Source organism: Knoellia terrae, assembly GCF_048606435.1.
Lineage (GTDB): Bacteria > Actinomycetota > Actinomycetes > Actinomycetales > Dermatophilaceae > Knoellia > Knoellia terrae.
In genome coordinates, this window is record NZ_JBMBWH010000004.1 from 125,469 (window position 1) to 138,932 (window position 13,464).

10 protein-coding genes and 1 pseudogene are annotated in these 13,464 nt (G+C 73.3%); 6 read left to right on the plus strand and 5 right to left on the minus strand.

What is annotated here, in order from left to right; all coding sequences use genetic code 11:
- Positions 1-49: 49 nt before the first annotated feature.
- From ACOJV9_RS07580 to ACOJV9_RS07590, 3 genes are read right to left on the minus strand one after another with little or no spacing between them, the layout of a single operon-like run.
- Positions 50-4,777, minus strand: coding sequence for an ATP-dependent helicase (locus tag ACOJV9_RS07580; protein WP_420184586.1), 4,728 nt, complete (start codon positions 4,775-4,777; stop codon positions 50-52).
- Positions 4,778-4,792: 15 nt separating this feature from the next.
- Positions 4,793-6,010 carry an MFS transporter gene (locus tag ACOJV9_RS07585; protein ID WP_420184587.1) on the minus strand — a complete coding sequence of 406 codons (1,218 nt, stop codon included), beginning with the start codon at positions 6,008-6,010 and terminating at the stop codon, positions 4,793-4,795.
- A gap of 41 nt (positions 6,011-6,051) precedes the next feature.
- Positions 6,052-6,639 (minus strand): helix-turn-helix domain-containing protein, encoded by a 588-nt coding sequence (locus tag ACOJV9_RS07590; protein WP_420184588.1) that lies wholly within the window; start codon positions 6,637-6,639, stop codon positions 6,052-6,054.
- A 96-nt stretch (positions 6,640-6,735) separates the two neighbouring features.
- Here ACOJV9_RS07590 and ACOJV9_RS07595 point away from each other — a divergent pair, with 96 nt between their 5' ends.
- The gene (locus ACOJV9_RS07595; RefSeq protein WP_420184589.1) at positions 6,736-6,960 is read left to right on the plus strand and encodes a DUF3046 domain-containing protein; all 225 of its coding nucleotides are present in this window, start codon (positions 6,736-6,738) and stop codon (positions 6,958-6,960) included.
- Positions 6,961-6,963: 3 nt separating this feature from the next.
- On the plus strand, positions 6,964-7,971 hold the full coding sequence (locus tag ACOJV9_RS07600; RefSeq protein WP_420184590.1) for a nitronate monooxygenase: 1,008 nt from the start codon (positions 6,964-6,966) through the stop codon (positions 7,969-7,971).
- Positions 7,972-8,026: 55 nt separating this feature from the next.
- Here the strand turns inward: ACOJV9_RS07600 and ACOJV9_RS07605 are convergent, their stop codons facing one another.
- Positions 8,027-8,932 (minus strand): RNase H family protein, encoded by a 906-nt coding sequence (locus ACOJV9_RS07605; protein ID WP_420184591.1) that lies wholly within the window; start codon positions 8,930-8,932, stop codon positions 8,027-8,029.
- A 35-nt stretch (positions 8,933-8,967) separates the two neighbouring features.
- Between ACOJV9_RS07605 and ACOJV9_RS07610 the strand changes: the two genes are divergently transcribed.
- From ACOJV9_RS07610 to ACOJV9_RS07620, 3 genes and pseudogenes are all read left to right on the plus strand, one after another.
- On the plus strand, positions 8,968-9,423 hold the full coding sequence (locus ACOJV9_RS07610) for a GNAT family N-acetyltransferase (RefSeq protein WP_420184592.1): 456 nt from the start codon (positions 8,968-8,970) through the stop codon (positions 9,421-9,423).
- Between the two features lie 227 nt (positions 9,424-9,650).
- Positions 9,651-10,649, plus strand: a pseudogene (gene recA, locus ACOJV9_RS07615) (recombinase RecA); the annotation flags it as partial.
- 91 nt (positions 10,650-10,740) lie between these two features.
- Positions 10,741-11,502 carry a regulatory protein RecX gene (locus ACOJV9_RS07620; RefSeq protein WP_420184593.1) on the plus strand — a complete coding sequence of 254 codons (762 nt, stop codon included), beginning with the start codon at positions 10,741-10,743 and terminating at the stop codon, positions 11,500-11,502.
- 121 nt (positions 11,503-11,623) lie between these two features.
- Here ACOJV9_RS07620 and ACOJV9_RS07625 read toward each other — a convergent pair whose 3' ends face one another.
- Entirely contained in the window at positions 11,624-12,256 is a 633-nt protein-coding gene (locus ACOJV9_RS07625) for a YceI family protein (RefSeq protein WP_420184594.1), read from the minus strand.
- Positions 12,257-12,465: 209 nt separating this feature from the next.
- On the opposite strand from ACOJV9_RS07625, the gene ACOJV9_RS07630 reads away from it, so the two are divergent.
- Positions 12,466-13,464 carry a homocysteine S-methyltransferase family protein gene (locus ACOJV9_RS07630; protein ID WP_420184595.1) on the plus strand — a complete coding sequence of 333 codons (999 nt, stop codon included), beginning with the start codon at positions 12,466-12,468 and terminating at the stop codon, positions 13,462-13,464.

Consider the following 13,464-nt stretch of genomic DNA (forward strand, 5'->3'; position numbering starts at 1 on the left):
TGCGTCCTGAGCTGGGTGGGGCGGGAGGGGGCGGGGCCCGCGGCTGCGGTCATCGCCGCAGGCGCAGTCCGCGCGGCGTGGCGTGGAAGCCGGCCTGGGCGAGCGCGTCGACGAGCGGATGACCCGAGCCGAGAAGAGCTCCGCCGTCGGCCTTCTCGACGGTGAGCCGGCCGAGTGCGCCCTCGCGCACCGCCAACGCGAGCGCGTCGGCGGACGCCTGGAGGCTGGCCGGGTCGTCGGTCCAGGACAGCAGCGTCTTGCCGCCCCGCTCGACGTAGAGGACGAGGTCGCCGTCCACGAGCACGACGAGCGCCCCCGCCTTGCGGCCGGGCTGGTGACCCTTGCGGCCGGGGACGGCGGACTCGTCGGTGTCCTCGGCGACCGGCCGGTCGGGCCAGGGGAGCGCCGCGCCGTAGGCGTTGGCGGGGTCGGTCGCGGCCAGCACCAGGGCGCGCTGGCTGCTCGCGTCGGGAGCGGCTCCGAGCGCCCGGGCCCCGGCGCGGAGCCGGTCGATCGCGCCGGTCGTGGCGAACTGCGCGGCTCCGAGGGACTCGACGAAGTAGCCGCGGCGCACCCGGCCGGACTCCTCGGCGGCGGCGAGGACGCGGTAGACGGCAGCGAACCCACCGGGGACGTCCTCGGCCACGACGCTGCCCCGGGTGAGCACGCCGTAGCGGTCCTGGAGGATCTCTGCGGTGGCGAGCGTGCGGACGGTGGTGTCGGTCTCGACCTCGGGCAGCAGCGACCACCGGCCGGCGACCGTGGCGGGCGCGGACCGGGCGACGTTGAGGGGACGGGAACCGCCGCGGCGCCCGCCGAGCGTGCCCAGTGAACCGGTGCGGCCGGCATACCGGGTCGACCGTGGTCCGGCGGTGGCGCGCTTGTGGGCCGTCCGGCCACCGGCGAGCAGCGCGCGCACCGGGGTGAAGGTGTCGCCGGAGACGTGCCCGGCCCACACGAGCGACCACAGCGCGTCGACGACCTCGGTGTCGCTCGCCTCGACCGCGTCGGCCAGGGCGCGGAAGAAGTAGGCGCCACCGCGCGAGAGCACCTCGAGGACGCTCTGGGCCCGGTCGCCGAGGTCGACGTCGTCCGGTCCGGTCATCGTCAGGTGTGCGGTGTCCGCGAGATGCAGGGAGACCCAGCCGTCGTCACCGGGAAGCGAGCCGTGGCCGCGCCACACGACCTCGCCCACGCTCATGAGCTCGTCGAGCATGGCGCGGGAGTAGCCGGCGACCCGGGCGGGGAGGACGAGCGTCTCGAGCGAGCTCGCGGGCAGGACGGCACCGGCGAGCTGCTCCACCGCCCGGATGAGACCCTCACGGCCGCGCAGTCCACCACCGACCGACTGCCACTGCGGCAGGAAGCGGGCGAGCTCGACGGCCGCGACCGGCTCCACCTCGGCGCGCAGCGCGGCGAGCGAGCGACGGCGCAGGGTGCGCAGCACCTCGGCGTCGCAGTAGTCGAGGCCGTGCTGGCCGCCGCCGCTCTCCGTGGGCAGCAGCTCACCCTCGACCACGCGTCCGGAGGACACCAGCCGGCGCAGGGCGTCCATCGCGACGGCCGGACCGACGCCCCACCACTGGGCGACGGCGATGGCGGGGAAGGGGGCATGGGTGCGCGCGTAGCGGGCGACGAGGTCACCGAGCGGGTCGGGGACCGGGTCGAGGAAGGCCTGCGGCACCCCGACGGGCAGGGAGACGCCGAGGGCGTCGCGCAGCCGGGACGCGTCCTCGATGGCGGCCCACCGCTCCTCTCCACCGACCCGCACGCGGATGACGCGACGGGACCCCTCGAGGTCGACCAGCCAGCCGCCGATGTCGCGGGTGCTCGCTCCGTCACGGGTGCGGGCCTCGATCTGGGCGAGGGTCAGCGGACCGAGGGTGCGCAGCAGGTCGGCGACGTCCTCGCCGTCGCGGCAGCGACGATCCTCGGCGAGGCGTTGCAGCTCGGACTCCGTGCGCGCCACCGCCTCGGGGTCGAGGAGGTCGCGCAGCGACAGGCCCTCGCCGCGACCGAGCAGCTCCGCCAGCAGGGTCGGGTCCAGGGACAGTGCGGCCGCGCGCTTCTCGGCCAGCGGGGAGTCGCCCTCGTAGAGGAACTGCGCGACGTAGCCGAACATCAGCGAGCGGGCGAACGGCGAGGGTTGGGCCGACTCGACGTCGACGAGCGTCACCTCACGCGAGGCGATCGCCGCCATGAGGGCCGTCAGGCCGGGCACGTCGAACACGTCCTGCACGCACTCGCGCACGGTCTCGAGGACGATCGGGAACGAGGCGTACTGGCTGGCCACCTCGAGCAGCTGCGCCGCGCGCTGGCGCTGCTGCCAGAGCGGCTGGCGGCGGTCGGGTCGGCGGCGGGGGAGCAGGAGGGCGCGAGAGGCGCACTCACGGAACCGGGCGGCGAACAGTGCGGAGCCGCCGATCTCGCCGGTGACGAGGTCGTGCACGTCGTCGGGATCGAGCCGCACCAGGTCGAGCAGCTCGGCCGCCGCGCCGCGCCCCGACGAGCCCTCGCCGTCGAACTCGAGGTCGGGGAGCCGGAACACGATGCCGTCGTCACCGTGCATGGCCTGCACGTCGACGCCGAAGCGCTCGCGCATCCGTGCGGAGACGCAGAGCGCCCACGGCGCGTGCACCTGGCCCCCGAAGGGCGAGTGCACCGCCACGCGCCAGTCGCCGATCTCGTCGCGGAAGCGCTCGACGACGATCGTGCGGTCGTCGGGGACGTGCCCGGTGGCCGCGCGCTGCTCGTCGAGGTAGGCGACGAGGTTGTCGGTGGCCCACTCGTCCAGGCCGGCGGCGGACACGCGCGTGCGCGCCTGCGCCGGCGTCGAGGCCGCGACCTCGCGCACGAACGCGCCGACGGCCCGGCCCAGCTCGGCGGGCCGGCCGAGCTGGTCGCCCTTCCAGAACGGGAGCTTGCCCGGCTGGCCCGGCGCCGGGGTGACGAGGACGCGGTCGTGGGTGATGTCCTCGATGCGCCACGTCGACGTGCCGAGGGTGAAGACGTCTCCGACGCGTGACTCGTAGACCATCTCCTCGTCGAGCTCGCCGACCCGGCGACCGGTGCCCTCGCCGGTGGCGAGGAACACGGCATACAGGCCTCGGTCGGGGATCGTGCCGCCGGAGGTGACGGCGAGGCGTTGGGCGCCCGGGCGGCCGGTGAGCACCCCGGTGACGCGGTCCCAGACGATGCGGGGCCGCAGCTCGGCGAACTCGTCGCTGGGATAGCGGCCGGAGAGCATGTCGAGCACCGACTCGAGGATCGAGCGGGGCAGGGAGGCGAAGGGCGCGGCCCGCCGGACCACCTGCTCGAGGTCGTCGACGGCCCACTCGTCGAGGGCGGTCATCGCGACGATCTGCTGGGCGAGCACGTCGACGGGGTTGGCGGGGACGCGCAGCGACTCGATCGCGCCGGCCCGCATGCGCTCGACGACGACGGCCGTCTGCACGAGGTCGCCGCGGAACTTGGGGAAGAGGATGCCGTGCGACACGGCGCCGACCTGGTGGCCGGCGCGACCGACGCGTTGCAGACCGCTCGCGACCGACGGCGGCGACTCGACCTGGACGACGAGGTCGATCGCGCCCATGTCGATGCCCAGCTCGAGGCTCGAGGTGGCGACGACCGCGGGGAGCCGACCCGCCTTGAGGTCCTCCTCGATGAGCTGGCGGTGGTCCTTGCTCACCGACCCGTGGTGGGCACGGGCGAGGACCGGCGGTGCCCCTGCGGACCCGCCCGCCTGCGCCATCATCTGCGCCGGCGTCCTCGAGGGAGCCCGCCGGGGGTCGGGCTCGGCGGCCGTCCCGTCCGCCTCGGCCCGGGCCTGCGCCTCGACCTCGAGGCGCTCCTCCCAGATCTCGTTGAGCCGTGCCGTGAGCCGCTCGGCGAGCCGTCGGGAGTTGGCGAAGACGAGGGTGGACCGGTGCGACGCGATGAGGTCGACGATGCGCTCCTCGACGTGCGGCCAGATCGACGCGCGGCGCTCGGCCCCGGCCGCCGGACCGCTGAGGTCGTCCTCGACGACCTGGCCGAGCGAGGACATGTCGGCGATGGGGACGACGACGTCGAGGTCCCACTCCTTGGTCGAGGGAGGGCGCACGACCTCGACCGGACGGCCGCCCGCGAGGTAGCGGGCCACCTCGTCGACCGGCTCGACCGTGGCGGAGAGCCCGATGCGCTGCGCAGGCCGGTCGAGGAGCGCGTCGAGGCGCTCGAGCGACAGGGCCAGGTGCGCGCCTCGCTTGGTGCCCGCGACGGCGTGCACCTCGTCGAGGATGACGGTCTCGACGCCGCGCAGCGCCTCGCGGGCCTGCGACGTGAGCAGGAGGAAGAGCGACTCCGGCGTGGTGATGAGGATGTCGCTGGGGGCCCGGGCGAAGGTGCGCCGCTCCGAGGCCGGGGTGTCGCCGCTGCGGACCGAGACCGTGATGTCGGGCGGCGTCGACCCCAGCCGGGTCGCGGCGTGGCCGATGCCCACGAGCGGGCTGCGCAGGTTGCGCTCGACGTCGACGGCCAGCGCCTTCATCGGGGAGACGTAGAGCACCCGGCAGCGACGGAGCTTCTCGGCGGGCAGCGGCTCCGACCCCAGGCGGTCGAGGGCCCAGAGGAAGGCCGACAGGGTCTTGCCCGAGCCCGTGGGTGCCACGACGAGCGCGTGGTGGCCCGAGCTGATCGCCTCCCACGCCCCGGCCTGGGCGGCGGTGGGCGCGCTGAACGAGTCCCGGAACCACGTGGCGGTGGGTGGGGAGAAGCGCTCGAGCACGTCAGTCGTCATGAGAGGGCCACCCTCTCACTCGAGACCGACACCCGGCCGTGCTCCTGCCGGGTCCATCTCGCGCCACTCCGGGCGCAACCCCGGCACGGTCGTCGAGACGAGGTATGCCGCGCCTGCCGCTCCCAGCGCGGGCGCCACACCCATGACGGCCACGGCCGCGCCGCCGACGACGCCCCCGAGGGGGATGCCCGCCCAGGCGAGCGCGTCGGCGAGCGAGCCGACACGTCCGACGATGGGGCGCGGGACGCGCTCGAAGAAGATCGCGCCGATCGTCGGGTTGATGAATCCCGCTCCGAGCCCTGCGACGACGTTCGTCGCGACGATGAGCCACAGAGGCGCGTCCACGGCGAGCGCGAGGTAGCGCGGCGCACCGGCCAGGGTGAACCCGACGAGGTAGGCCGTGCGCCGGCTGAAGCGACCCGACATCGTCGTCGCGATGAGGCTCGACGCCACGGCGGCGCCCCCGAAGACGAGCCCGAGCAGGCCGATGAGCTCCGGGCCACGACCCTGGTCGAGAACCCAGACAGGGAGCATGACCGAGATGTAGGCAGCCTCGAGGAGGTTGGTGACGGCGATCATCGCCAGCACCGAGCGCAGCAGGCGGTCGCGGCGGAGGAAGGAGGCCCCGGCCGCCAGGCGGGAGCGGTAGGAGCCGGTCTCGGTCGACTCGACGGCCGCGACGGCCGGGATGAACAGGGCGACCACGAGGGCGCTGACGAAGGAGGCGCCCGCGGTGACCGCCACGGTCTCGGGCGCGCCGAAGCCGGCGACGAGCAGGCCGCCGATGCCGGCTCCGAGCAGGCCGCTCGCGCGGTCGAAGGTGCTGTCGAGGCCGGTGATCTTCTCGATCGAGAGCCCGGACGCGTCCGCCACGGCGGGGATCATCGTGTTGCGGGCGCCGTCGCCGGGTCCGCGGAAGGCACCGGCCAGGGCGACGAGCAGCAGCAGCAGCGGGATCCGGTCGGGCAGCGCGAGCTGCCCCACGGCATACAGGATCGGGATGAGCGCGAGGAAGCCGCCGCTCAGCACGTCACCGACGATGCTGATGGTCCGAGGTCCGCGACGGTCGACGAGCGGACCGCCGAGGGCCTTGGAGACCACGTAGGGCGCCATCTCGGCGGCGAGCACGACACCGGTGAGGCCCGGCGACCTCGTCTGGGTGTAGACGAACACCGGGAGCGCGATCGTCGACACGCGCGTCCCCGCGATGGACACGCTCGAGGCGATGAGCATGCCGTAGAGGCTGCGCCGACTCAGGCGCCCGGTGGCTGTGCTCACTCGGGCGACATCCCGGGGGCGAGGAAGACCTCGAGGTTGACGGACACCGGACGGGCGTCGGCGGGGGCGTCGACGGTGCCCTGGTGCGGGCGGTAGCTGCGGATGACCTTGGTGAGGTCGGCCATGAGGGCCACCGTCTCGTCGGGCGTCAGCCGCAACGTGAAGTTGCTGAAGGTGCCGGCGTCCTCCCACTCGGGCGGCAGCGTCGCGATCTCGGCGATGGCGCGCTGGGCGTTGTCGGCGTACCCGGCGGCGACCGCGGACAGGTAGGCGGCCGAGGTCTCCTGGTCGGCGTCGTGGGTGTCGAAGTAGGTGCGGGCGTGGGCGGCCCGCCACCACCGGTCACGGGCGTTGCCCATCTCGCTCGCCTCGACGACGAAGCCGGCCTCGGCGAGCTGGCGGACGTGGTAGCTGGTGGCCCCGGTGTTGACGCCCAGGTGGGCGGCGAGCCGGGACGCGGTGGCCGGCCCGTGGAGGCGCAGCGCACTGAGGATCCGCGGGCGCAGGGGGTGGGTCAACGCCTTGAGCGTGGTCGCGTCCAGGACGACGTCCCGCCGCGGGTCGGGCTCCAGTGGGGTCGCCATGGCGATGACCCTACAAAGGAATGGGGGGCATCGCAGGCGGTGGCGGAGTTCTGCGGCGATCTCGGGCGACGAGATGGGTGTGACAGACTCGCCGACATGCGCATCAGTCAGTTCTGGACGCTGATGTACGACGAGTTCGGTGAGACCTACGCACCCACCCTGGCGCGGGACCACGTCCTCGGGGTGCTCGGCGGCCGCAGCGTCACGCAGGCCCTCGAGGCCGGCATGCACCCTCGCCTCGTCTGGCTCGCCCTGTGCGACGACATGGACGTGCCGCAGGAGCGGCGGCTGGGGCGCGAGGACGCGCCGCGGCGCGCCTGACCCGTGACCCTCCTCGACCGCCGCCTCGTCCTCGCGCCGATGGCGGGCGGACCCGGAACCGTCGAGCTCGCCGCCGCGACCACCCGCGCCGGCGCCTTCGCCTTCCTCGCCGGCGCCTACCTGCCCCCGGACCGGCTCCGGGACGACATCGTCCTGCTGCGCTCGGCCGTCGGGGGCGCGGCGTTCGGGGTGAACCTCTTCGCCCCCTCTCCCTACGAGCCGGGCAGCGCCGCGCGGGTCGACGACTACGCCGCCAGGCTGCGTCCGCTGGCCGAGAAGGCCGGCGTGCCGCTGGGCGAGCCCATCCACGACGACGACTCCTTCGACGCCAAGATCGAGGTGCTGCTCGCCGAGCGCCCCGCCGTCGTGTCGTTCGCCTTCGCCTGGCCGCCGTCGGACGTCGTCGACCGCCTCCGCTCCGCAGGCATGGAGGTGTGGGTCACCCTCAACGAGGCGAGCGAGACCGCGTGGGCCGACGAGCTGGGTGTCGACGCCATCGTGGCCCAGGGCTGGGAGGCCGGGGGACACCGTGGTGGCCCGGTCGACACCGGGCACCACCAGGCACCGACCCGCATGCTGCTGCAGAGCGTCCGGCAGCTCACCTCGCTCCCGGTCGTCGCCGCGGGAGGGGTGTCCGACCCGGCCCACCTCGCGTCCCTGCTCGACGCCGGGGCCCACGCGGTCGCGTGCGGGACGGCCTTCCTGCGCGCCGACGAGGCCGGCACGGCGGAGGTGCACCGTCACGAGCTCACCCACCGCTCCGACACGGTCGTGACCCGCGCCTTCACCGGGCGCAGCGCGCGCGCCCTGTCCACCTCGTGGACCGAGGTCTTCGGCGAGGCGGCTCCGGCGGCATACCCGCAGGTGCACCACCTCACGGCACCCCTGCGCCGGCACGGCAGGGCCACCGGCCAGCCCGACCTCGTCCACCTGTGGGCGGGCACCGGGCACCGCAGCGCCCGTCAGGCGCCCGCCGCCGAGATCGTCTCCGAGCTGCTGTCCCGCACCTGAGCCCGCTCGCCCGTCGCGACCTGCTCCGCGTATGCCGGGTGCTCGCCCTCCCGGGTCAGCTCTCGCGGGTGCCCTGGTGGAAGAGCTGCTGCCAGTGGCCGGAGGAGCGCACCCAGAGCGACGAGCGCAGGGTCGACCCCTCGTCGTCCACCGCCCGCCAGACGAGCAGCACCACGTCGTCGGAGACCCGCTGGCAGGTGACGACGTCGAGCGTCACGGGGGTCTCGAGCGGACCGATCTCGTCGAGGACCTCGGCTCTCGTCCACAGCCGGCCGGAGCGGCCGACCTCGGACCACTCGGGGTGGAGCAGCGCCGCGACCGCCGCACCGTCCGCACGGGTCGAGTGCTCGAGGAGGGAGCGCTCGAGCGCGACGACCTGCTCCTCGTCGGTGGGGTCCGTGGTGTCGTCGACGAGGGCGGAGAAGAGGTCCGGCTCCGACGCGGGGGTATCCGGTGGGGCGGGGGCGACGGCCGGGGCAGGGCGCTCGGGAGTCTCGGCGCCGGGCCAGCCGGGGCCCGGGTCCGGTGCCGCGCCGCGCTGCCAGGACGTCGCCGCTCCGTTGGCTAGGCGGTCGGCCTGCTCGTTGAGCTCGTGGCCCGAGTGGCCCTTGACCCACTCGAAGCGGACGCGGCGGCCGGCCATCGCGCGGTCGAGGGCCTGCATGATCTCGACGTTCATGACCGGCTTGCCGTCGCCCTTCCTCCACCCCTTGCGCTTCCAGCCGGGCATCCACTGGGTGATGGACTTGATGACGTAGGTGCTGTCGCAGTAGACGACGAGCTCGTCGTCGACGCCCGCGGTCTGCTCGAGGAGGTCGAGCACCGCGGTGAGCTCGCCCTGGTTGTTGGTGCCGTGCGGCCAGCCGCCCGCCGCCCAGTGGGCGCCGTCGACGTACCAGGCCCACCCCGCGGGGCCGGGGTTGCCGAGGGCCGAGCCGTCTGCTGCCGCAAGGATCGTCACGGCGCAGGAGTCTGCCAGTTGCCTACGCTGGCCCCGTGGACCAGCCGACGACCGACCTCCGCGTCCAGCAGTTCGCCGACCTCGCGCCCGACGTGGCGTACGCCCTGTGGGCACTGCGCTCACAGGTGTTCGTCGTCGAGCAGGCGGCGGCCTACCTCGACCTCGACGGGCGCGACACCGAGGCGGGCACGTGGCACGTGTGGTGCGCCGACGGGGCGGGACTCCCGGTCGCGACCCTGCGCGTGCTCGACGACGGCGCCTCCTGGCGCGTCGGCCGGGTCGCGACGGCGGAGCAGCACCGGGGCAGGGGGGTCGCCACCGCGATGGTGCGTGAGGTGCTCGAGCGGCACGGCGACCGCGAGATCGTCCTCGACGCGCAGTCCCATCTGGAGCACTGGTATGCCGGGTTCGGCTTCACCGTGACGGGGGACCCGTACGCGGACGAGGACGGGATCCTGCACGTGCCGATGCGGCGGCCGGCAGTCCGGTGACGGCTGCGGCGTGTCGCCGCGTCGCTGCGGTCCGTCGAACACGTGTTCGTCTAGTCTTGTCCACAGGTCGCCGGACCCGCAGCACCTGTCCACAGCCTCCACGGCAGCTGCAGACGGCTGTCGGTGCGACGACCTAGCGTCTGACCCGAGATCGCGACGAGACCGACCGCGGACCAGGGTCGCCGGCGGACGCGCACATCGAACGACACAGGAAGAGCAGGTGCGACATGGCTGCAGCAGCCGTCACCAACGACCGCACGAAGTCCCTGGGGCTGGTCCTCGGGCAGATCGAGAAGCAGCACGGCAAGGGCGCCATCATGCGCCTCGGCGACGACGTGCGTCCCCCCATCGAGGTCATCCCCACCGGTTCGATCGCGCTCGACATCGCGCTCGGCATCGGTGGGCTGCCCCGCGGTCGTGTGGTCGAGATCTACGGTCCGGAGAGCTCGGGCAAGACGACCGTCGCCCTGCACGCCGTCGCCAGCGCCCAGCGCGCGGGCGGCATCGCCGCGTTCATCGACGCCGAGCACGCCCTCGACCCGGAGTACGCCGCGAAGCTCGGTGTCGACACCGACAACCTGCTCGTGTCGCAGCCGGACACCGGTGAGCAGGCCCTCGAGATCGCCGACATGCTCATCCGCTCCGGTGCCCTCGACATCATCGTCATCGACTCCGTCGCCGCCCTCGTGCCGCGCGCCGAGATCGAGGGCGAGATGGGGGACAGCCACGTCGGCCTCCAGGCCCGCCTCATGAGCCAGGCCCTGCGCAAGATCACCGGCGCGCTCAACAACACCGGCACGACGGCCATCTTCATCAACCAGCTTCGCGAGAAGATCGGCGTGATGTTCGGCTCGCCCGAGACGACGACCGGTGGCAAGGCGCTGAAGTTCTACGCCTCCGTGCGCCTCGACGTCCGCCGCATCGAGACGCTCAAGGACGGTACCGACCCGGTCGGCAACCGCACCCGCGTCAAGGTCGTCAAGAACAAGGTCTCGCCGCCGTTCAAGCAGGCCGAGTTCGACATCCTCTACGGCCAGGGCATCTCCCGTGAGGGCGGCCTCATCGACATGGGGGTCGAGCAGGGCTTCGTCCGCAAGGCGGGCGCCTGGTACACGTACGAGGGCGACCAGCTGGGGCAGGGCAAGGAGAACGCCCGGAACTTCCTCAAGGACAACCCCGACCTCTCCGACGAGATCGAGAAGAAGATCAAGGAGAAGCTCGGCATCGGCCCGCAGGTCGACAAGCCGCTGGAGGCCGTCCCCGAGGTCCCGGTCGACTTCTGACGGTGACCTCCGACCTCTCCTCGGTGCCGACGCGATGACCTTCGCCGACGCGCAGACGCCGCCGCCCCCGTGGGCGGCGGCGTCCGCCGGACCTCGTGCCGGCGCGTCGCCAGCGGCGGTGGGCGCGGTCGAGCCCGGGTCCGACGGCGCGGCAGCGCGGCCGCAGTGGCCGCCGTCGTCCTCGTCGCCTGCCGCCGAGGAGCAGCGGCGCGGACGGAGCCGGGACGCCAGGCGTGCGTCGCGCGACGGTGGGTCCCGGCGAGGCAGGGGCTCGACGCCCCCGCCCGAGGACCCCGCGACGGCCGGCAGCGAGCCGGACGCGCACGATGTGGCGCGACAGATCGTCCTGCGGCAGCTGACGAACTCACCCAAGTCCCGCGCCCAGCTGGCGCAGGCCCTCGCCCGGCGCGACTGCGACCCCGACGTCGCGCAGGCGGTGCTCGACCGCATGGAGGACGTCGGTCTCGTCGACGACGAGGCCTACGCCGGCATGCTCGTGCGCTCCCAACAGGCCGGTCGGGGACTCGCGCGTCGGGCGTTGGCCCAGACGCTGCGTCAGAAGGGGGTGTCCGACGAGGTCGCCGAGGCTGCCCTCGACGAGGTGGACCCGGCCGACGAGGAGGAACGCGCCCGCGCCCTCGTCGAGAAGCGTCTGCGCCGCCTGCACGGGCTCGAGGCCACCGTGCAGACCCGACGCCTCGCCGGCATGCTCGCCCGCAAGGGGTATCCCTCGGACCTGTCCTTGCGGCTCATCCGTGAGGCGATCGTCAGCGCCTCGGAGCACCAGCGCGACTGAGCCGCCTCGGTTCCTCCGGCACGGCGTGTCTGCTCGCCCGGGGCGCCACGAAGTGGCCAGGGGACGCCACGAAGGGGCCAGGACCCTGTGGTCCTGGCCCCTCCGGGCGTTCTCGGGTCGGTCAGACCTGGGACGGGACCTGAGCGATGGCCGAGATGTCGAACTCGAGCTTGACCTTCTCGCTGACCAGGACGCCGCCGGTCTCGAGGGCCGCGTTGAAGTTGAGGTCCCACTCGGTGCGGTCGATGGTCGTCGCGCCCTCGAAGCCGAGGCGCGTGTTGCCGTACGGGTCCTTCGCGGAGCCGGTCTCCTCGAAGTCGATGGTGACGGGCTTGGTGACACCGTTGATGGTCAGGTTCCCGGTGATCGCCCACTCGGAGCCGTCGCGAACCACCTCGGTGGAGGCGAAGGTGATCGTCGGGTGGTTCTCGATGTCGAAGAAGTCGGGGGTCTTGAGGTGACCGTCACGCTGCTCGCTGCCCGTGGTGACGGACGCGGCCTGGATGGTGACCTCGACCTTGGAGTTCGCCGGGGTGACGGTGTCGACGTGGGCGGTTCCCTCGAACTCCTCGAAGTTGCCGCGGACCTTGGTGACCATCGCGTGGCGGGCGGAGAAGCCGAGACGCGAGTGGCTCGGGTCCAGCACGTAGTCGCCGGCGATGTCGGAGACGAAGCTCGACGTCGGCTCGGTGGCCACCGGTGCGGCGGTCGCGACGGGGGTGCTGGTGGTCTTGGAGCGGTTGAACAGTCCCATGATCAGTCCTTCGGAGAGAGGTAAGTGGTTGATCCTTCAATGAGTACTCTGCCTTATTTTGGTTGTCATGTCAACTATTGCTCGATGACGGATCGAAAGGGCCAGCCCAGGCGTCACGTCGACTGCCATCCGGACAGGCACTGGTGCTGCTCTGCGTCCCGCGGGACGCTGGGCGACGAGCAGCCGACGGGACGGAAGGCAGGGTCGCGATGCGTGGTGGCACGGCTTCCGGTCCCGACCTTGCCCTCGGGGCGGCGACGGCGCCGTCCGAGCCGGCACGCCCGCGAGCGCAGTGGGTCACCGACGCCGGGCTCGAGACGGACCTGATCCACCACCACGGGGTGGACCTGCCGATGTTCGCCGCCTACCCCCTGCTGTCCGACCCGCACGGCCGCAGCCTGCTCACGGCCTACTACTCGGGCTTCGCCGACGTCGCGCGGGCGGCCGACGCCGGCCTCCTTCTCGAGACGCCGACGTGGCGGGCGAGCCCCGAGTGGGTGGCGGCACTGGGCGGCTCCCTCGCCGACGTGCTCCAGGTCAACTTCGAGAGCATCGTCTTCCTCGCGGGGCTCGCGGAGAACCTGGGAGCGTCCGGACGGGCCGACCTGTCCCGGACCAGGGTGGTCGGCGTGATCGGTCCCCGGGGCGATGGCTACGTGCCAGGGGCGAGCGCGTCCGCCGACGAGCTCGGCGCCTACCACGCGGTCCAGGTCGGCGCGTTCGCCGAGGCCGGGGCCGAACGCGTCACGGCGTACACGCTGACGACGGTCGCCGAGGCCGTGGGGATCGTGCAGACGGCGCGCGACCACGCAGTGGAGGTCACCGTCTCGTTCACGGTCGAGACCGACGGCCGGCTCCCCGACGGCACGTCGCTCGACGCCGCGGTCGAACAGCTGTGGCGGCAGGCCCGTCCCGACGGTCTCGTCGTCAACTGTGCACATCCGAGCCACGTGGCCGCCGCTCTCGACGACGGGGACTCGTGGACGGAGCGGGTCACCGGCCTGCGCGTCAACGCGTCCCGCCAGTCGCACGCTGAGCTCGACGGGGCCGAGGTGCTCGACGAGGGCAACCTCGCCGACCTGGTGGCCGAGCACCGCCGGCTCGAGGCCCGGCTGCCACGTCTCGAGGTCGTGGGTGGGTGCTGCGGGACCGACGTGCGCCACGTCGCCGCCCTGTGGGGCGTCGACGACCCGTCCGACGCATCCTGA

Bases quoted from the DNA above. Each gene is read 5' to 3' on its own strand.
- ACOJV9_RS07580 (WP_420184586.1), bottom strand. From the start codon at position 4,777: ATGACGACTGACGTGCTCGAGCGCTTCTCCCCACCCACCGCCACGTGG.
- ACOJV9_RS07620 (WP_420184593.1), top strand. From the start codon at position 10,741: ATGACCTTCGCCGACGCGCAGACGCCGCCGCCCCCGTGGGCGGCGGCG.
- ACOJV9_RS07630 (WP_420184595.1), top strand. From the start codon at position 12,466: ATGCGTGGTGGCACGGCTTCCGGTCCCGACCTTGCCCTCGGGGCGGCG.
- ACOJV9_RS07590 (WP_420184588.1), bottom strand. From the start codon at position 6,639: ATGGCGACCCCACTGGAGCCCGACCCGCGGCGGGACGTCGTCCTGGAC.
- ACOJV9_RS07595 (WP_420184589.1), top strand. From the start codon at position 6,736: ATGCGCATCAGTCAGTTCTGGACGCTGATGTACGACGAGTTCGGTGAG.
- ACOJV9_RS07585 (WP_420184587.1), bottom strand. From the start codon at position 6,010: ATGCTCATCGCCTCGAGCGTGTCCATCGCGGGGACGCGCGTGTCGACG.
- ACOJV9_RS07625 (WP_420184594.1), bottom strand. From the start codon at position 12,256: ATGGGACTGTTCAACCGCTCCAAGACCACCAGCACCCCCGTCGCGACC.